This window comes from Nocardia sp. BMG51109, from assembly GCF_000526215.1.
Classification (GTDB): Bacteria; Actinomycetota; Actinomycetes; order Mycobacteriales; family Mycobacteriaceae; genus Nocardia.
The window spans coordinates 6,465,343-6,484,592 of record NZ_JAFQ01000004.1; the positions used below are offsets into that span (position 1 = coordinate 6,465,343).

The window sequence follows — 19,250 nt, forward strand, 5'->3', positions numbered from 1 at the left end:
GTTCACCCCTCGGTGCTGCGCAGCCATCGTTCGATGGCCGCGGCGGCGTGCGGCGCGTGCTGTTCGAGGATCGAGAAGTGGTCGGCGTCGATGTCGACCTCGTCGTCGGATGCGGTCCAATGCCGGTGCGGCGCGGTGGGATCGACGGCCCGGGCGGCGTTCACGGCCAGGCTGGGCGTGGTGATCGACGCCGGCTTCCACTCGTCGAACAGGCGCAGGTAGTTGGCCATGGCCAGCAGGTTGGCGTCGGTGACGACGACGCCGTCGGGGTCGCGGGCGAGAATCTGGCGCATCGCCCAGCTGAACGTGTCGTTGCGGCCGCCGGGCTCGGGATCGAAGGTGTCGATCATGACCAGCCCGCGCGGTGGCCGTCCGATGCGCTCGAGGTGTTCGGTCACCGAATGTGCGAGCACACCGCCGATCGAGTGGCCGAGGAGAACGAACGGAGCGTCGCCACAGGTCGCGCCGATCGTCTCGGCGAGGGCGTCGATCGCCACCGGCCACGACGACGGTTGCGCCGTCGCCGCCGCGAAACCCGGCAGGGTCAGCGCGAAGGCGCGCGGTCGTGGCGCGAACGACGTTGCCAGACGGGCGAACTGGTGCGGGCCCGAACCCGCCAGGAACGACGGCACACAGATCAGCACCGGCTCGGTGCCCTCGGAGACGAGGTGGGCGAACCTGCTGTGCGGGAGCCCCTCGGTGGTGTCGAAGGTGGGTTGGTAGCGTGCCGCCGCCGCCAGCATCGTCGCGGCTCCGACCAGGTCATCGGCCATGTCGGCGCGTCGCACGAGCGCGCTGAGGGTTTGGGTGGCGCGGGGTGGCGTCCCGTCCTCCCGGCGGGATGGCACCCGGGGGCCCTGGGCGTCGAGCCAGAATCGCCGCCGTTGGAACGGATGGGTCGGCAGCTCGATCCGGTGATAGGTGTCGCTGCTCGGATACAGTGCCGCCCAGTCGATCCGGGCGCCCGCGGCGTACGCGGTGGCGACGGCGGTCTCGATGTCCCGCGTACCCGCCGGGCCGAACGGTGCGAGCCCGCCGATCACCACCGTGTCGTCGGCGTCATCGATCGTGTCGCCGGTCGGCCCGGGCGGTCCGGAACGAGGTCCCAGCTCGAGGAAGGTACGGTATCCTGCCGTCGCCAGCTCTGCGGCCCGGTTCCCGGAATCGGTGGCGGCCGTCTCCGAAACTACTTCCCGCGCACCGTCTTCCACTGTCGCCGAGCCGTCGATGACCCGGGCGGCCACCGCGCCCGCACCGGAGCCGGCCACCGGGTGGGCGCCGGGAATGTGTGCCTGCCAGACCGCCGCCGACGCGACGGCGAGCGCGAACACCCCCTGTCGCGCGACATCCTCTCGATCGGCGGGTGGCGCCCCGTGTGCGCCGGCCACCACCGCGACGAGGTCCGCTCCCCCGGCGGCGGCGAGTGCCCGCGCGCATGCGTGGAATCGTTCGGCGAAAACCGGTGCGGCAGTGAGCAGGTCGGCCGCGGCGCGGTGCCAGCCCGGGTGGGCGCCGACGAGGAAGGCCACGCGGTGTCCGCCCTTGATGCCCGCCCCGCGGGCGATGCCGTCGTGGTGTTCCGCCCGTGCCGGAGCGGGCCGGCTCGCGACGGTGCCGAGCGCGGCGCGGAGTTCCGCGACGGTCGTGGCGACGACGGCGGCGCGGTGTTCGAGGTGGGCGCGGGCAGTGGCCAGGCCGTGCGCGAGGTCGAGCAGGCGGTCCTGCGGCAGCGTGCCGAGGCGGTCCTCGAGCTGCCGGGCCTGAGCGGACAACGCCCGCGCTGTGCGCGCGGACAGCGGGAAGACGAGCGCGGTGCCCGGTGCGGCGGGTGGCCGGGTCACCGGTTGCGGCGCGGGTGGCTCCTCGACGATGAGGTGGGCGTTGGTGCCGCTGACCCCGAATGCCGACACGGCGGCCCGCCGCGGTGCTTGCGGGCGGGCGGGCCAGGGGTGTTCGGTGGTGAGCAGGGTGAGCGTGCCGGCGCTCCAGTCGACCTTGCTGCTCGGGACGTCGGCGTGGAGCGTGCGGGGAAGGATGTTGTGCCGCAGGGCCATGATGGTCTTGATCAGGCCGCTGGCGCCGGCCGCGCCCTGGGTGTGGCCGATATTGGATTTGACCGAGCCGAGCCGCAGCGGCCGCTCGGGCGGCCGGTGGCGGCCGTAGGTGCCCAGGAGCGCGTTCGCCTCGATGGGGTCGCCGAGGGCGGTGCCGGTGCCGTGTGCCTCGACGGCGTCGATGTCGTCGGGCCGCAGGCCCGCGTCGGCGAGGGCGGCGCGGATGACGCGTTCCTGTGCGGGCCCGCTGGGTGCGGTCAGGCCGTTGCTGGCGCCGTCGGAGTTGATCGCCGATCCGCGCAGCAGGGCATGGATTTCGTGGCCGTTGCGGCGGGCGTCGCCGACCCGCTCCAGCATCACCAGGCCCATGCCTTCCGACCAGCCGGTGCCGTCGGCGTGGTCGGCGAAGGATTTGCACCGCCCGTCGGGTGCCAGGCCGCGCTGCCGGCTGAACTCGATATAGACGGTCGGCGTCGACATCACGGTGACTCCGCCCGCGACCGCCAGGTCGATCTCGCCGCGCCGCAGTGCCTGCATGGCCAGGTGCGTGGATACCAGGGACGACGAGCAGGCGGTGTCGATGGTGAGGGCGGGGCCGTTGAACCCGAACACGTAGGCGACCCGCCCGGAGGCGACGCTGCTCATCATGCCCATGCCCCACCGGCCCAGCAGGGCGTCGGCGTGCCGGGCCGCCAGCCACGTGTAGTCCTGGTACATCAGTCCCGCGAATACGCCGGTTCTGCTGCCGCGCAACGATGCCGGGTCGATTCCGGCGTGCTCGCACAGTTCCCAGGTCCCCTCCAGCAGCAGCCGTTGCTGGGGATCCATCGCGGGCGCCTCCCGCGGGCTGATCCCGAAGAACTGCGGGTCGAAATCGGTGACGCCGGACAGGAATCCGCCGTGGCGGACATAGGAGGTGCCGCGGTGGGCGGGGTCGGGGTGGTAGAGGGCGTCCAGGTCCCAGCCCCGGTCGCCGGGAAAGTCACCGATCGCATCACGACCCTGCGAGACCAGCTCCCACAGCTCGAGCGGCGACCGCACCCCGCCCGGATACCGGCACGCCATCCCCACCACCGCGATCGGTTCGCCTGTGTGGTCGGCGTCCGCGCGCAGCCGCGCGTTCTCCTTCATCGAGGCCCGCAGTGCGCGGACCAGCTCTTCGGTGTCGACGGCCATGGCGGGCAGGTCCTTTCACTCGTCCGACAGCGCCATGCGGACCAGCGTCTCGGCGTCCATGCTGTCCAGTTCGTCCGCGGGCGCGGGGCCGGCCGGCTCCGGTTCGGGCTCCGGCGTCGCGAACAGCCGTTCGTCCAGGTACTGCGCGATCGCTTCGGGGGTGGGGTGGTCGAATACCACCGTGGCCGGAATGGTCACGCCTGCTTCGAAGGTCAAGCGGTTTCGTAGTTCCACGGCGGCCAGCGAGTCGAACCCGAGGTCGGTGAATGCCCGTTCGGGGTCGACCGCGTCCGGAGACGGATAGCGCAGCACGGCGGCGACCTCCGTGCATACCAGGCGCAGGATTTCCGAGAGGCGTTCCGCGCGTGAGCATTCGGTCAGGCGCCGGTGGAGCGCGCCGGTCTCGGGTGCGGCCGGAGCATCCGGGACGAGGTCCGACAGCACGGGTGGGACCGGGATCGGCGCCCGGCGCAGCGCGTCCGGATCGAGGCGGAGGGGGATCACCGCCGGCTCGGTCGCGGTTGCCGTCGCGTCGAACAGCCGCAGGCCGTCGGGCGGATCGAAGGCCAGCACGCCCGAGGCGGTGAGCCGGGCCTTCTGGGGGGTGCCGAGCTGTCCGGTCATGCCGCCGTCCTGTGCCCACAGTCCCCAGGCCATCGACACCGCCGGCAGGCCCTGCCGGCGCCGCCGGGCCGCCAGGGCATCGAGAAAGGCGTTGGCGGCGGCGTAGTTCGCCTGTCCGGGCGCGCCGAGAACACCGGCCGCCGAGGAGAACACGACGAACGCGGCGAGATCCAGGTCGGCGGTCAGCTCGTGCAGATGCCAGGCCGCGTCCACCTTCGGGCGCAGCACTCGGTCGAGTCGCTGCTCGGTCAGTTCCTCGACGACCCCGTCGTCGAGGACGCCGGCCGCGTGCACGATCACGCGCAGCCGGTCGTGGGCACGGATCTTCTCGATCAGCTCGGCGGCTTGCGCCCGGTCGGACACGTCGCAGGCCACGACGTCGATCTCGGCGCCCTGGCGGGTCAGCTCGGCGACGAGTCCGGCGATCCCCTCGGCCCGTGGACCGCGGCGGCTGACCAGCGTCAGCCTCCGGACGCCCTGTGCCACCAGGTGTTCGGCGATCAGCGCGCCGAGACCGCTGGTCCCGCCGGTGATCAGCGCCGTGCCGTCGAGCCCGCGCCAGGGCGGGGGCTCGGCCGGCACGCGCATCGGCCGTAGCCGCGGCACGAGTACGGTGCCGGCCCGGACGGCGAGCTGGGAGATCCCCGAGCCCGCCGCGTGGGCGGCAGCGCCGATATCGTCGTGGTTCCCGATATCGGCGAGGGCGAAGCGGTCGGGGTGTTCGTTCTGGGCGCTGCGCACCAGGCCCCAGACCGCCGCGGCTCGGGGGTCGGGCGCTTCGTCGTCCCGGGCCCGGACCGCGCCGCGGGTGACGAACACCAGCCGCGCGGCGGCGGTTGCGGTGTGCGACAACCACTGCCGGACCAGGTCGAGGGCATGCCGGCTGATCGCGGCCGTCTCCCCCGGCACGTCGGCGGATTCGGCGAACGACGGGAACCGTTCGGCCGGGTCGACGAGTACCAGGTCCGGAGCGGCCGTCCCGGCCTCGATGTCCGGCAGCAGGGCCGCCAGGTCCCGATAGCGCGGTTCACCGTTCGCCGCGGTCCCCAGGGTGACGAACGAAGGCCCGGAAGATGCCGCCGTCGCCGCGATCTCGTTCCACGACCAGCGGTACAGCGCCTCGTCGGTGCCCGCCCGCGCCGCGGCCAGGTGGGCGAGCGACACCGGGCGGGCGAGCACCGCGTCGACGGCGGCGACGACCTCCCCCGACTCGTCGACCGCGGTCATCGCCACGGTGCCGGGTCCCGCCGCCGACAATCGGACCAGCAGCGAGGCCGGCGTTCCCGGCCGGATCCGGGCTCCCGACCAGACGAACGGGAGCCACGCGCTGTCGTCGTCGGACCTGGACAGAAATGCCGCGTGGAAGGCGGCGTCGAGGGTGCCGGGATGGATCAGGAACTCGTCGGCAGGCCCGGGGTCGATGCGGGCGTAGATGTCGTCACCGTGCCGCCACGCCGCGCGCAGCCGCTGGAACCGCGGCCCGTAACCGAGGCCGTTCCCGGCCAGCCGGGCATACAGGCCCGTGATATCGATCTCTTCGGCGTCGGCGGGTGGCTCGCTCGTACCTCGTTGCGCGGCAACCGGTTCGGCGCTCAGGATCGCCGAGGCGTGCCGCCGCCATCCGTCGCCGCCATCGGTGTGCACCGTCAGCGAGCGGCGCGCCCGGTCGAGGGCCGCGATGCGGACCTGCACCGAGACGGTCCGGTCGGGCGGGATCAGCAGCGGTGTCTCCGCGGTCAGCTCGGTCACCGTCGGGAAGCCTGTCAGGCCGCCCAGATGCGCGGCGAGCTCGACCACCGCCGCGCCCGCGACCACGGTGCTGCCGAATACGGTGTGCTCGGCGAGCCACGGCTGCCCGGCCACCGACCACCTGCCCAGGAACACCCGGTCGGCGCTGTCGGGAAGTTCGAGCGATCCGTCGAACAGCGGATGACCGGCCGGGACGACGCCGGGTGCCGCCGAGGCCGCGGGTTCGGGGGCGGCCCAGAATCGCCGATGCTCGAACGGATAGGTCGGCAGCGCGATTCGCTGTCCGCCCGCGGGGAGGGTCGCCGCCACATCGACCGGCAGGCCGCCGACGTGGGCGCGGCTCAGCGCCGTCAGCAGGGTGACCGCCTCGGGACGGCGCGGCCGCAGGGTCGGCACGACCAGCGCGGGGTGGTCGGCCTCGGCCAGGCATTCGCGGGCCGCCACCGACAGCGCGCCGCCGGGGCCGGCTTCCAGGAAGGTGTCGATGCCCGCGTCGGCGAGCCAGCCGATACCGTCCGCGAACCGCACGGTGTCGCGCACGTGCCGGACCCAGTAGTCCGCGGTGCCGAAATCGTCGCACGGGGTGCCGGTCAGGTTGGATACCACCGGGATTCGCGGGGCACCCGGGGTGATCGTGCGGGCGACATCGGCGAACTCGGCGAGCATCGGTTCGGTCAGCGGCGAATGGAAGGCGTGGCTGACGGCGAGCCGTTTGGTGCGCCGGCCTTGCCCGGCCCACCGTTCGGCGACGGCGTCCACCTCGTCGTGTGCGCCCGAGAGCACCACCGCCGCAGGGCCGTTCACCGCGGCCAGTGCCACCCGGCCGCCCGAACCGGTCAGGTCCGGGGTGATCTCTTCCTCGGTCGCCTCCACCGCCACCATCGCCCCGCCCGGTGGCAGCGCCTGCATCAGCCGGGCTCGGGTGGCCACCAGCCGGCACGCGTCGGGCAGGTCCAGCACGTCCGACACGTGGGCTGCCGCCAGCTCCCCGATCGAGTGTCCGATCAGGTAGGCCGGTCGCACACCGAAACTTTCGAGGAGCCGGTACAGCGCCACCTCCACCGCGAACAGGGCCGCCTGGGTGTAGCCGGTCCGGTCCAGCAGGTCCGGATCCCGGTCCCGCGCGGTGCCGTCGATGATCGTCTCGATCGGACGGTCCAGGTGCCGGTCGAGCTCGGCGCACACCTGCCGGTACGTCGTGGCGTACACCGGATACCGGTGGGCCAGTTCGCTACCCATGCCCGGGTACTGGGAGCCCTGTCCCGGAAACATGAGCGCCGCCGCCGACCGGCCGTCCAGGCGGATGCGGCCGGTGGTCACCGAGCCTCCGGCGCGGCCGCCGGCCACGGCCTCGAGCCCGGCGCGCAGTTCGCTGTCGCCGCTGCCGATCACGACGGCTCGATGTTCCAGATGCGCCCGAGTGGTCGCCAGGCTGTGGGCGACGTCGAGCGGGTGGTCGGGGTGTGCGGTGAGCCGCTCGTGCAGCTGCCGGGCCTGCGCCGACAGCGCGCCGGGGGTGCGCGCCGACAGTACCCACAGCAGCGGGGTGTCGCCGTCGCGGTCCGGTGCCGAGGGTGTCGGGCGGTCGTCGGCCGGTGGCTCTTCCACGATGAGGTGGGCGTTGGTGCCGCTGACCCCGAAGCCGGAGATCCCCGCGCGCCGCACTCGCCCGCCGGGATCGGGTGGCCAGGGCTGTGGTTCGGTCAGCAGCGCCACTCCTCCGGTGCTCCAGTCGACGGTGCGGCTGGGCGCGTCCACGTGCAGGGTGCGCGGTAATGTGTTGTGGCGCAGGGCCATGATGGTCTTGATCAGGCCGCTGGCGCCGGCCGCGCCCTGGGTGTGGCCGATATTGGATTTGATCGAGCCGAGCCACAGTGGACGGTCGGCGGGCCGTCCGTGGCCGTAGGTGGCCAGTACGGCGTTGGCCTCGATGGGGTCGCCGAGCGTGGTGCCGGTGCCGTGCGCCTCCACCGCGTCGACATCCGCGGCGGTGAGCCCGCCGTCGGCCAGCGCGGCCCCGATGACCCGCTCCTGGGCCGGGCCGTTCGGTGCGGTCAGGCCGTTGCTGGCGCCGTCGGAGTTGACCGCGGAACCGCGCAGCACGGCGTAGATCTCGTGCCCGTTGCGGCGCGCGTCGCCTACCCGTTCGAGAAGCACCAGGCCCATGCCTTCGGAGAATCCGGTGCCGTCGGCCGCGTCGGCGAAGGACTTGCAGCGGCCGTCGGGGGCGAGCCCGCGCTGCCGGGAGAACTCGATGAACAGGCTGGGTGTCGCGAGCACCTGCACGCCGCCCGCGATCGCCATGCTGCTCTCCCCGCGCCGCAGCGACTGCATCGCCAGATGCACGGCCACCAGCGACGACGAGCACGCGGTGTCGACGGTCAGGGCCGGGCCGGTGAGTCCGAAGGTGTAGGCGACCCGTCCGGAGGCGACGCTGCTCATCATGCCCAGCCCCCAGCGGCCCTCGAGTCCCGCCGCCGGTGGCCGGGTCAGGTAGCTGTAGTCGCTGCCGCAGACGCCCAGAAAGACACCGACCGTGTCGCCGCGCAGCGTGGCCGGGTCGATTCCGGCGTGCTCGCACAGTTCCCAGGTCCCCTCCAGCAGCAGCCGCTGCTGCGGATCGATCGCCACCGCGTCGTGCGGGCTGATGCCGAAGAACTGCGGGTCGAAATCGGCCACGCCGGACAGGAATCCGCCGTGACGCGCGGAACTGGTGCCCGGATGGGCGGGGTCGGGGTGGTAGAGGGCGTCCAGGTCCCAGCCCCGGTCGCCGGGAAAGTCACCGATCGCGTCACGACCCTGCACGACCAGCTCCCACAGCTCGAGCGGCGACCGCACCCCGCCCGGATACCGGCACGCCATCCCCACCACCGCGATGTCCTCGTCACCGGTGCCGGGGACATCCGGATGTTCCTGCGGTGCAGGATCTCCGGCGGTTTCCGAGGAGTCCGCGAGGCCGGCGCCGGTGCGGATTCGCTCGAGCAGGTAGCCGGCCACCGCGGTGGGGTTCGGCTGGTCGAACAGCATGGTCAGCGGCAGATCGATGCCGGATGCCTGCTTCAGCTGCTCGGTCAGCGCCAGCCCGGCCAGCGAGTTGTAGCCGTAGTCGCGGTAGGCCCGGTCCGGCGCCACCTCGCTGGGCGGGCATTCGAGCAGGGCGGCCGTCTCGGTGAGCACCAGGTCCAGGCAGAGCCCGAAGCGGTCGGCCGGCGCCGCGGCGACGACGCGGCGCACGAATCCCGAATCCTGCGCTGTGGTGTCCGGCGAGTCTGTCATCCTCGTGCCCTCTCCCCGATGGAATGTGGTGTCTCCGACGGTCACACGAGTTGCGTGCGGATCAGCCGCGGATGGCGATCCTGCGCGGCGAGTACCGACGAGACCGCACCCGCGCCCAGGAACGCCAGCGGTTCGGGCGGGAACGGTTTCTCCTTGCCGTGCACGAACAGCAGGTTGCTGTAGGAGGTGTCGCGGCCGAGGATCAGGTCGCGCAGGGATTTGCCCGCGGTGTGGGTGAGCGCGATTCCGTTGCCGCAGTAGCCGTGTGCGTAGAATCGCCCGTCGCCCAGCGCGCCGATATGCGGCACGACCTCGCGGGTGATCGCGACGCATCCGCCGTAGGTGTGGGTGAACGGCACATCCCGCCACATCGGGAAGTAGCGGCTCAGCACACCGCGCAGCGCCTCGGTGGCCGCCGGTTTGTCGATGTTGCCGGCGACGTCCATGTTGCGGCGGAAGCGATAGTGGGCGCGGCCGCCGCCGAACAGCAGCCGATTGCCCGCGGTGAGGCGGCCGAACACGATGAAGTTGCCCGCCTCGACGAACCCCTCTCGCTCGGGCCAGTGGACCGCGCCCAGTTCCTCGTCGGTCAGCGGGCGGGTCACCGCGGCGTAGCTCCACACCGGCACCACCTTGCGCCGGAACTCGGCGAACTGGTGCTGGTAGGCGTTGGTCGCGTACAGCAGCTTGCTCGCGGTCACTCGCGCGTGTGGCGTTCGCACCACGTGCCCGGTCGGTGTCGTCTCCACCGTCAGCGCCGGGGTCTGCTCGTGTACCGAGACCCCTGTCGCGGTGACGGCGCGCAACAGTCCGCGGGCCAGCCGATGTGGATTGATCAGTGCCCCGCCGACCTTCACGGCCGCCTCGATGCCGGGAGAACCGATCCGCTCCCGCGCCCGGGTGCGGTCGAGCAGATCCAAGCCGGATTTCGCGCCGAGGCGTGCGGCCAGCTCGAGGTCTCGTTCGAGCAGGCGGATCTGGTCGGTGGTGGCCGCCACCTGGTAGTAGCCGGCGGATTCGAACTCGGCGTCGATGTCCTGCTTGACGCAGAAGCGGTTCAGCTCGAGGATCGACTTGCCCACGGCGGCGTAGGCGAGTTTCGCGCGGTCCGTGCCGAACCGGTGTACCAGGGCGCCGAGGCTGTGCCCGATGGTCGGGGTCACGAAGCCGTCGTTGTGGCCCGACGCGCCGGCGCCGGCGTAGTCCGCCTCCAGAATGTGGATCTCGAGGGACGGATCGGCCTTTCGGAGGAAGTGCGCGGTCCACAGCGCGGTGTAGCCGCCGCCGATGATGCAGACATCGCAGGTGACGTTGTCGCGCAGTGGTGGGCCGGGAACGACGGGTTCGGTTTCCCGCCAATAGATTTCGTGTTTCACCCCGGTGTTCTCGGTGCCGGTACGAGCCGGTGCGATATCTGTCATCGGTGTCCCTCCACTGCCGGATCAGATCAACGGAATCGTGGGCTCGAGCCCGAGCAGGCTACGGCCGTAGGCCTCCGCGCCGACGGACGGTTGCAGCAGCCCGTGATTCGCGAACGCGAGAACGTCGCGGTGGAAACGCTGGAAGTGGTTGCTGGTGCGGATCACCGAACCGCCCGAGGCGGTGTACAGGTCGTCGACCACTTCCCGGGCGAGCTGTACCGCGTAGCCGGCATGCCCGCGGAGGGCGAGTTTCTCGTCGACCGTCGGCTCGGCGCGGGCGTCCGCGCGGTCCTGCAGCAGCGCTGCGCAACGGTCGAGCAGCGCCTCCGCGGCGGCGAGTTTGGCGGCGGCCGTGCCGATCTGGGCGTGTGTGATCGGGTGCTGAGCCTGGTCGAACCAGGTGGTGAAGGTGATCGGCTTGCCCGGTACCCGTTCGAGGAACAGTTCGTAGGCGCCGCGGGCGGTTCCCACGATCGTGGCGGCCGACTCGGCCAGCAGCAGGCCCATGAAGGCGTAGGTGCGGCCCGGCCGGGCGGCGCCGGCGCGGCTCGGGTCGCCGCCGTAGAACATCTGGTCGACGGTGATCACGCGATGGGCCGGAACGAAGACGTCGCCGATGGTGATCGTGCAGCTGCCGGTTCCGGCGGCCGCGCTGACCTGCCAGTCGTCGACGATCACCAGCTCGGTGGTCGGCACGACGCCCAGTAACTGGCCCCAGCTGCCGTCCGCGCGCTGCAGCGCGCCCGCGACGAAGCTCCACTCGGCACCGCGGCATCCGGACGCGAACGGGCATGCGCCGTTGAGTTTGTAACCACCGTCGGTCTCGGTGTACATGCTGGTGGGGGCCACGCTGATGGAGAAGCGGGTGTCGATGTCGGCGAAGATCTCCTCCTGCGCCCGGTCGGGCAGCAGGGAGGCGAGATAGGCGCCTTCGGTCGCGGCGCTGGCGGTCCATGCCGAGGACCCGCATCCGCGGCCCACCTCGGCCAGCACCCGGGCGACCTGAGCCACCGGTAGTTCCAGGCCACCGAATCGCTCGGGCACCGCGACCCGGAACACCCCCGCCTCGGTGAGCAGCCGGATGCTCTCCTCGGGTAGCCAGCGGTCGGCTTCGGCCTGGATGCCGTTGTCGCGCAACGCGGGGACCGCAGCACCTACCGCGGTCAGAACGGAATCGAAATCTGTTGTCAGTGGCGTAGTTTCGTGTGTTGAAGTCAACGGGACTCCTCGTTCACCATGGTGGGGACAGATACGCACGATCCGGTGGGGTGGCAAGAGTGGACATCGTTACGCCGACTTCCTTCGTCGAAACCACGGCCACGGTGACGGCCGAGCAGGTGCGCGCCTATTCCGCCGCGACCCTGCAGGCCGAGCTCGGGGTCGAGCAGAACGGCGCGGCCCCAGCGCTTTTCGCGATCGGCGCGCTGGCCGGCCCGGCGCTCGAGCAGGTACGCCACCGCCATCTCGGTGATCCGGCGCCGACGCTGATCCACGTCGCGCAGGATGTGCGGGTGGGGACGGTGCCGCGGATCGGTGACACGATCGGCATCCGGGCGCGCATCCGCGACGTCGTCGACGTCGGACCGGCCGCCGCGCTGGTGCTCGAGGTGCGTGCCGAGGCGGCCGGTGAGGCGACGACCGGCTCCGCGACCGTGCTGATGCCCGAACAGCCTCGGGTGCACCGTCGTTCGCCGCGCCCGCCCCGCGCCGGACAGGGTGCGCTGATCGCGGAGCGCGTGGTGGAGCTGCCGGCCGAGCTGCCCGCTCGGTACGCCGATGCCACCGACGACCGCAACCCGATCCATCTCGACGCCGCGGTCGCGCGGGCGGCCGGGTTGCCGGGCGTGGTGCTGCACGGCATGGCGACCTACGCGATCGTGTGGGCCGCCGTTCGCGGGGCTCTGGCCGATTCGGGGCGCGAAATCGTCGGTTCGCGAGTACGTTTCGCCCGTCCCGTCGTCCCCGGGCACGCCCTGCGGGTGCGGGTCCTGCGGACCGGCGAGCCGGGCCTGCTGACGGTGTCGGTGGAGCAGCACGGGCGGCAGGTACTGCGCGATACCTATTTCACCCTGGACCGGCCGGTCGACTGATCCGGCCGCGGTCATCCCGACCACCGCACGGCGGCCGCGGAGGCCATATCGCCGGCGTGCGCGAAACCGGCGAACACCACCAGATCGCCGTCGGCGACCGACCCCGCGCGCAGCGCGCGTTCGAAGGTCACCGGGACTCCGGCCGTGTACAGGTTCCCGTAGTCGTCGAAGGAGTCGATGTGCCGCTCGGCGGGGACGCCGAGGGCCTGGCGCCAGTTCTGCAGAAACATCTTGTTCGGCTGGTTGGTGATCAGCACGTCGATATCTTCGGTGGCCACGCCGATCTGCTTGCACACGTCGGTCACCGCCTCGGGGACCAGCCGGTTGCCGCGCTCGATGATGTCGCCGAGCTTGTCGGGCGGGAAGCTCACCATCAGCTCCTCGGTTCCCGGCTCCCAGTACTTCCTGGTTCCCGACAGGCCGAGATCGGGGGCGTACTCCGGTGCGTGAATCACGCTGGCGCCCATCAGCTGCGCACCGCCGGTCGCGCTGAGGTAGGCGACGCCGCAGCCGTCGCCGGCGACCGCCGCGTAGGGGCTCTTGCGGACGTGGGGCTGGGAAAAGAACTGTCCCGCACCGTTTTGCACATTGCACAGCAGCGCGGTGCGCACCGCCCCGCTGCCGATCATGGTGTCGGCCAGCTTCAGCATGTAGCCGAACGACGCGCAGCCGCCGTTGTGCAGGTCGATGATCCAGTGTGGTGTGCAGCCGAGCAGCCGGGCGGTTTCGGCGCCCGAACCGGTGATCGGGTGATCCGGCAGCATGACGTTGGTGATCAGCAGATCGACCGCGCCGGCCGGTTCGGTACCCAGCCGGTCGAACATCGGCCGCGCCGCCGCGGCGATCATGTCCGCGGCGCGTTCGCTTGTCACGTGGTGGCGGGTGGTGGGCGCTTTGAACAGTGGATTGGCGGCGATCGGACTGGCCAGCTCCTCCTCGGTGAAGAAGAAAGTCGCTGGAACGGGTGGGCCGGGCAGATAGCTTCCGAAGTCGTGGATACCTGTGGGCATATCGTCGTCCGTTCTGGGTCTAGCACCGCTGGAAGATGATTCGGGCCAGGCCGGCGTGTCTGTGGCGGAACACCTGGACGGAGACGTCCAGGTAGCGTTCGTAGCGCTCGACCATCTCCGCGCCGACGAGATCGACCGCCTCCGTCCGGTGCGCCCGCAGCTGATCCAGCCAGACACCGCAGGTCCGCGCGTAGTGCGCGGCGTCGTTGCGGACCGACACCACATCGAGCAGGCCCTCGCTCGCCGCGAACACCTCCGCCAGCCAGGGGACCTCCGATTCGGGGAAGATCCAGCGATTGACCCTGATCATCTCGCGCTGGATCGACCAGTCGGCGTTCGTATTGTGGCCGCGCACAATGGTTTGCAGCCCGAGGCGCCCGTCGTCGACCAGCCAGGACCGGCAACGGGTGAAGAACTGCCGGTAGGCCTCGATCTTGTGCTCCCTGCTCATACCGAGATTGGCGAAATGCTCCATCGCGCCGATCGAGACGACCGCGTCGTAGGGCCGGTCGGGGCGGTGCTCGTTCCAGTTCTCCAGCCGCAGATCGCAGCGGTCGTCGGACCACGCGCCGGTGGTGGCCAGCTGGGCCGCGCTGAGGGTCAGCCCGGTGACGTGCTCGACGCCGTGGGTCCCGAGCAGCCGCCGCACCATGGCGCCCCAGCCGAATCCGACGTCGAGCACCCGCGCGGCCCCGGCCGCGCCGGCGGCGGCCGCGAGATAGTCGTGCTTGCGTTGCTGGGCGCGTTCGAGGGTGTCGCCGGGTTCTTCCCACAGCGCGCACGAGTAGGTCATGCTCGGATCGAGCCAGAGCCGGTAGAACTCGTTGCCGGCGTCGTAGTGGTGCTGGATGGCCGAGGCCGACGCCCCCAGATAGCCGGTGCCGGTGGTCATTTCCCACCCCCGCGGGCCGGTGCCGGGCCGGTACGCGCGATGCGTCCCAGCCGTTCCATGCGGGCCGCCAGGGTGATGGTGCCCTCCAGCCGGAACGGCGGCGGCCGTCTCCCGTCGACGTCGTCGAAGCCGTACTTCGCTGCCAGATCACCGACCGACAGTCGCGCGCCGGCGTACGAGGCCAGGTCCGGGTCGGCGCCCAGCGCCGCGACGGCTCGGCCCACGTACTCCGGGGAGTGCGCGATCCGGGCCGGTCCCTCGCCGACGAGATCCCATGCGCCCGCGACCCTTTCGGTGCGGACGAAGCCGGGATGCAGTGCCACCGCCACGACCGGGGTCTTGCGCAGGTCGTAGGTCATCCCCACGACCATGCGGTCGGAGGCGTACTTGCAGATGTCGTAGGGCGTCTGGCCGAGATAGACGTCACCGTCGGTGAACGACACATTCACGATGAGCCCGGCGGGCGCCTGCATCAGCAGCGGGGCCGCCAGGCGGCTGACCGCGAACTGGCCGCGCAGCGATCCGGCGAACAGGTCGTAGCGCCACATCGGCTGCTTCCAGAACGGCGCGTGGAACGGCGCCTCCTCGCTGAACCGTTCGTAGCCGGCCCACGCGTTGTTCACCAGCAGGTCCAACCGGCCGCCTTCGGCGGCGATCGTCTCGACCAGCGCCGCGTTGTCGGCGTCGTCGGTGTGGTCGCAGCGCACCGCGATGCCCTTGCCGCCGCGCAGGCTCACCTGCTCGGCGGCCTCCTCGACGGTGCCCGGGACCCCCTCGGTACTGCCGCCGTCGCGGGTGCTGCGGCCGGTGACGTAGACCGTCGCACCGCAGTCGCCCAGCGCCAGCGCCACGCCCAGCCCCACTCCGCGGCTCGCGCCGGTCACCAGGGCGACCCGGCCGGAGAGGTCCGGTGGTTGCCAGTTTCCGCTCGTCGTCATGGCTCAGGTCCTTTTCGTCAGGTCGCGGAGGCGGATTCGTCCGCCCAGTACTTCAGGCTGTTGCGGTAGGCGTCGCGATCACACGGGAACTCGACGCCGAGCCGTTGCGCCAGTTCGGTTTTCGAGGTGGGCAGGACACCGCCCGCCGCGTAGGTCATCTCGCTGACGTCGATCAGCACCTTGATGAACGACCGGGACAGCGGGTGCAGCTCGGCCAGCGGGACGGGAAGGGGCAGGCGGGGATCGACGATGGTCAGATCCGTGAGCCGGCGGCCCAGCGACGCCGCGTGGTCGAGCAGGATCTCGCGGCCCTCGGGCACCGTCATGGCGTCGCCGCCGTAGGTGAGCCAATAGATCTGCCCCCGCAGATCGTCCGCGTCGACGGCCCGCACGACCGCGTCGACGGTGACGTCGAGGGGAACGAAGTCGAGCAGGTTGGTCGGATGCGCGGGCAGGTAGGGCGCCTTGCCGCGACAGATGAACTCCGACATCACCTGCACGATCTGGCGTTTGCTGCTGGCCCCGGTGCGGGAGTCGCCGACCAGGTTGGTCGGCCGGAAGATCGCATACGGCACTCCGGCGGCGGCGAGCAGCCTTTCCGCCTCGAGCTTGGACCAGACGTAGGGCCGGACCACATTGTCCTCCGCCACGTCGGCCAGGCCGGTGCGTTCGATACCGTGGACGAAACACGTACTCAGGTAGTGCACCGGCGCACCGGCCCGGCGGGCGAACTCGATCACCCGGGCGGTGCCGTCGATGTTGATGTCCTGGTAGCGGGCGCGTTCCAGACCCCACGTGGTCAATGCGCCCGAGTGCACCACCACGTCGGTGCGTTCGGCCAGCTCGTGCCAGCGGGCCTCGGTCAGCCCCAGCCACGGCCGGGCCAGATCCCCGTGCACGACCTCGGCCACCTCCGGCTGCTCGGTGTCGGTGTGCACCAGTCCGGTGACGTGATGGTGCGACAGCTCGGCCGTCAGCGCCCGCCCGATCACGCCGGACGGACCGGTCACCAGGATGTGTCGTTTGCGTTGTGCTGCCACATCTTTCATACGGCCTCCGTCTGTTCGGCCAGTTGCACGCTCGCGACCGGCGCGAATCCCCCTTCGGCAAGCAGCTGACGGCAGCGGTGCCGCTGAATCTTTCCGCTGGGTGTGCGAGGTAAGGCGTTGCGCCGCAGGAAGACACACTCGTCGAGCGGCAGCGCGGCGGCCGACATCGCGGCCGTCGCGGCGCGGCGTGCCACCGCGCCGTGATCCACGCGGGCACCGCCGGTTTCGACCAGCAGCGTCAGCCGGGAGCGTCCGGGCAGGCGGGCGTCGACGACGGTCGAACATCCGAATCGCAGGTCGTTGGCCTCTTCGATGGCCTTTTCGACCTCCCGCAGATAGACGTTGCGGCCGGCGACCGAGATCATGTCGTCGCTGCGGCCTACCGGATACAGGTGGCCGTCGATGACGAAACCGAGATCGCTGGTGTCGAACACGCCGTCGACGAAATGTTCCGCGGTGCGCGTGGGGTCACCGTAGTAGCCGGTCGCCAGCGACTGCGACCGGAACCTGATGGGCGCCAGCCGGTCCCCACCGGGCTCCGGTTCGATCAGTTCCATGCCCCGGCAGACGGGGCCGGCGCTGACCACTCGGGTCGCGGCGGGATCATCCGGTGCGGCTCGCCGCAGCCGACCGGCGGCCAGGGCCACCGAGTCCATGGCGACGAACCGCGGCTCCTCGTCCATCGGTGTGGCGGTGACCGCCAGCGTGCCCTCCGCCAGGCCGTAGGCCGGCATCAGGGCCTGCCGGCGCAGCCCGAAACGGCCGAGGTTGGCCACCGCGTCCTCGAGGACCTCCCAGTGCACCCGTTCGGCGCCGATGATGGCCGCCTTCAGCTGCCCGAGCGAGCCGGGCAGATGTTTGGCGCGCAGCGCGGTCACGCGCGCGGCGACCTGCAGGGCCGTCGGGCTGCCCGCCGTGTAGTGGGCGCCGTAGCGGGCGATGTCCTCGAACCAGGTGCGTGGCGACATCAGGAACCGTTGCGGCGTGGAGTAATACGTGGTGACGTCGTTCCACCAGCCGCTGAGCAGGCCGCCGAACAGTCCCATGTCGTGCGACCACGGCAACCATGTGGCTCCGGTCTCCCCCGGTTCGGCGGCGGTCAGCTGTGCCAGCATGTCCAGCTGCGCCGCGATCGCCCGCGGTGTCAGCATGCAGCCCTTCGGCGTTCCGGTGCTGCCCGAGGAGTACTGGATGAACGCCACATCGTCGTCGCCCGGTGGCGTCGGATCCGCGGCGGTGCCGTCGGCCGGCAACGACTCGAACGAGTACGCCGGCACCGTGTGGTGCAGCGGCTGCGGCAGGGCCGCCAGTGTTGCCGAATCTGCCAGCAGCACAACGGGTTCGAGATGATCGCAGATGGACCGCAGTTGCTCCGCGTAGGCGGCGGCGTCGGTGCCGGCCACGCGCACCGGCAGGGAGGCCACCGCGGCGCCGGCCATCCAGCCCGCGGCGAGCGCCCGGGCCGCGCCCGGGCCGTTCGCCAGGACCACCGCGATGCGCGAGCCCGGGCCCACCCCCAACCGGCGCAGCGCCGGCACCGTCCGCTGTGCCTCGGCGACCAGGTCGCCCCAGGTCGCCGAGACATAGTCGTTGTCGACCCAGAATCTGGCGCATGAATCGTAGGACCGCGCATCGGCGATCAGTTTCTGCCACAGGTTCATTCGACATCCGCCACGCCGATGGGGGCCTGGTCCCTCGTGCTCGCCCGGCCCCGTTCGGCCAGGGGGCGGGACGGCTCGTGCGGTGCCGCACGACCGCTGCCGACCCGGCTGAGCCCGTCGGCGCGCATCTGCAGCTTCACCGGGTCGATGCGAATGACATCCCAGGCCAGCCGCATCTTTTCCAGGGTGTAGATCGTGATCGCGCTCAGATCGATCTCCCACCAGCGCAGCCCGTGCCGCGCCGAGCGCGGGAAGGCGTGGTGGTTGTTGTGCCAGGACTCGCCGAACGAGGGGATCGACAACCAGGACACGTTGCGGGACTCGTCGGCGGTGTCGAACCGCCGACGGCCGAAGTAGTGGCCGACGGAATTGACCGCGTAGGTGACGTGGTTGCCGACGAACATCCGGACCAGGCCGCCCCACAGAATTCCGGTGAGAAAACCCGTGAGCGTGCCGGTGAAGGCGAATCCGAGAATACCCGGAAGGAGTAGCCCGGCCAGCACGACGGGCACGAACCGAATCGACAGGAAGCGAATGTCGGGATCCCGGCAGAGGTCCGGGCAATATCGCACCGGATCCGAGCTGAGGTCCTTGTCGAAAAGCCATCCCAGATGGGAATGCCACAGACCTTTCAGCACACCGCGTAAACCCGCTTGATCATCGAAGTACGGAGAATGCGGATCGCCCGGCTTGTCGGCGACTCGGTGGTGCCGGCGATGATGCGCGACCCAGATGAGTGGCGGGCCCTGACCGGCCATGGCGCCCGCCGTCGCGAAAAAGATCTTGATCGGCCGATACGTCTTGAAGGCGCGGTGCGCGAGCAGGCGATGATAGCCGATGGAAACGCCCAGACCACCGACAACGCTCATGATGACGAATACCGCGACATCCGACGGTCCGACCAGTGAGTTCCACAGCAACACCACAGCGCCGACGACACCGACGAAAGGAAGCATCGAGGCGACGAGAATGTAGATGTAGTGCTCGCGCCCGTTCATCGAGGTACCTCCTCTTCCGAGGGGAACTTCTCGGCGAGGATTTCGTTGGCGAGCGTGATCAGCGCACCCAGCGTGGTCACGTCGGCGGCCCGCGCCGGATCGAACTCGATCTCGTAGTCCTCCTCGATCTCGAACACGATCTCCGCCGTCTGCAGGCTCGACAGGCCCAGATCCTCCAGCGCGGTCGCCTCGGTCAGCACCAGGCCGGCCGGGTAGTTCCCCTTGAGCTTCTTCTTGATCTTGGTCTCGACTTCGTCCAGAGTAATCACTGAGCAGCCCCTTTGAAGGTACGTGAAATATTCGTGAATCGTG

12 protein-coding genes are annotated in these 19,250 nt (G+C 70.8%); 1 reads left to right on the forward strand and 11 read right to left on the reverse strand.

Features of this window, described 5'->3' with window-relative positions; translation table 11 throughout:
• Positions 1-2: 2 nt before the first annotated feature.
• The 4 genes from D892_RS42480 to D892_RS0130600 are packed head-to-tail and all read right to left on the reverse strand — an operon-like array spanning position 3 to position 11,518.
• Positions 3-3,230: a type I polyketide synthase gene (locus D892_RS42480; RefSeq protein WP_024804896.1), complete on the reverse strand. Its 3,228-nt coding sequence runs from the start codon at positions 3,228-3,230 to the stop codon at positions 3-5.
• Positions 3,231-3,245: 15 nt separating this feature from the next.
• Positions 3,246-8,879: a type I polyketide synthase gene (locus D892_RS0130590; RefSeq protein WP_024804897.1), complete on the reverse strand. Its 5,634-nt coding sequence runs from the start codon at positions 8,877-8,879 to the stop codon at positions 3,246-3,248.
• A 41-nt stretch (positions 8,880-8,920) separates the two neighbouring features.
• Positions 8,921-10,300, reverse strand: a complete 1,380-nt coding sequence (locus D892_RS0130595; RefSeq protein WP_024804898.1) for an FAD-binding oxidoreductase — start codon at positions 10,298-10,300, stop codon at positions 8,921-8,923.
• Positions 10,301-10,321: 21 nt separating this feature from the next.
• The gene (locus tag D892_RS0130600; protein ID WP_198037015.1) at positions 10,322-11,518 is read right to left on the reverse strand and encodes an acyl-CoA dehydrogenase family protein; all 1,197 of its coding nucleotides are present in this window, start codon (positions 11,516-11,518) and stop codon (positions 10,322-10,324) included.
• Between the two features lie 59 nt (positions 11,519-11,577).
• On the opposite strand from D892_RS0130600, the gene D892_RS44090 reads away from it, so the two are divergent.
• Entirely contained in the window at positions 11,578-12,390 is an 813-nt protein-coding gene (locus tag D892_RS44090; RefSeq protein WP_024804900.1) for a MaoC family dehydratase, read from the forward strand.
• Positions 12,391-12,401: 11 nt separating this feature from the next.
• Here D892_RS44090 and D892_RS0130610 read toward each other — a convergent pair whose 3' ends face one another.
• Genes D892_RS0130610 through D892_RS0130640 form a run of 7 tightly spaced genes read right to left on the reverse strand, consistent with a single transcriptional unit; the run spans position 12,402 to position 19,207 of the window.
• Complete coding sequence (locus tag D892_RS0130610; protein ID WP_024804901.1) at positions 12,402-13,400, reverse strand: 3-oxoacyl-ACP synthase III family protein; 999 nt, start codon at positions 13,398-13,400, stop codon at positions 12,402-12,404.
• Positions 13,401-13,419: 19 nt separating this feature from the next.
• The gene (locus tag D892_RS0130615; protein WP_024804902.1) at positions 13,420-14,292 is read right to left on the reverse strand and encodes a cyclopropane-fatty-acyl-phospholipid synthase family protein; all 873 of its coding nucleotides are present in this window, start codon (positions 14,290-14,292) and stop codon (positions 13,420-13,422) included.
• The gene (locus D892_RS0130620; RefSeq protein ID WP_024804903.1) at positions 14,289-15,230 is read right to left on the reverse strand and encodes an SDR family NAD(P)-dependent oxidoreductase; all 942 of its coding nucleotides are present in this window, start codon (positions 15,228-15,230) and stop codon (positions 14,289-14,291) included. Before D892_RS0130620 ends, D892_RS0130615 begins: the two co-directional genes overlap by 4 nt.
• Before the next feature lie 17 nt (positions 15,231-15,247).
• Positions 15,248-16,279 (reverse strand): SDR family oxidoreductase, encoded by a 1,032-nt coding sequence (locus D892_RS0130625; protein ID WP_024804904.1) that lies wholly within the window; start codon positions 16,277-16,279, stop codon positions 15,248-15,250.
• The gene (locus tag D892_RS0130630; protein WP_024804905.1) at positions 16,276-17,940 is read right to left on the reverse strand and encodes an AMP-binding protein; all 1,665 of its coding nucleotides are present in this window, start codon (positions 17,938-17,940) and stop codon (positions 16,276-16,278) included. Before D892_RS0130630 ends, D892_RS0130625 begins: the two co-directional genes overlap by 4 nt.
• A complete protein-coding gene (locus D892_RS0130635) occupies positions 17,937-18,938 on the reverse strand; it encodes an acyl-CoA desaturase (RefSeq protein ID WP_024804906.1) in 1,002 nt (333 codons plus the stop codon). The genes D892_RS0130630 and D892_RS0130635 overlap by 4 nt, the downstream gene beginning before the upstream one ends.
• On the reverse strand, positions 18,935-19,207 hold the full coding sequence (locus D892_RS0130640) for an acyl carrier protein (RefSeq protein ID WP_024804907.1): 273 nt from the start codon (positions 19,205-19,207) through the stop codon (positions 18,935-18,937). Before D892_RS0130640 ends, D892_RS0130635 begins: the two co-directional genes overlap by 4 nt.
• Between the last annotated feature and the right edge of the window lie 43 nt (positions 19,208-19,250).

Coding starts and splice junctions, on each gene's coding strand:
- D892_RS42480 (WP_024804896.1), bottom strand. CDS start 3,230: ATGGCCGTCGACACCGAAGAGCTGGTCCGCGCACTGCGGGCCTCGATG.
- D892_RS0130590 (WP_024804897.1), bottom strand. CDS start 8,879: ATGACAGACTCGCCGGACACCACAGCGCAGGATTCGGGATTCGTGCGC.
- D892_RS0130595 (WP_024804898.1), bottom strand. CDS start 10,300: ATGACAGATATCGCACCGGCTCGTACCGGCACCGAGAACACCGGGGTG.
- D892_RS0130610 (WP_024804901.1), bottom strand. CDS start 13,400: ATGCCCACAGGTATCCACGACTTCGGAAGCTATCTGCCCGGCCCACCC.
- D892_RS0130615 (WP_024804902.1), bottom strand. CDS start 14,292: ATGACCACCGGCACCGGCTATCTGGGGGCGTCGGCCTCGGCCATCCAG.
- D892_RS0130620 (WP_024804903.1), bottom strand. CDS start 15,230: ATGACGACGAGCGGAAACTGGCAACCACCGGACCTCTCCGGCCGGGTC.
- D892_RS0130625 (WP_024804904.1), bottom strand. CDS start 16,279: ATGAAAGATGTGGCAGCACAACGCAAACGACACATCCTGGTGACCGGT.
- D892_RS0130630 (WP_024804905.1), bottom strand. CDS start 17,940: ATGAACCTGTGGCAGAAACTGATCGCCGATGCGCGGTCCTACGATTCA.
- D892_RS0130635 (WP_024804906.1), bottom strand. CDS start 18,938: ATGAACGGGCGCGAGCACTACATCTACATTCTCGTCGCCTCGATGCTT.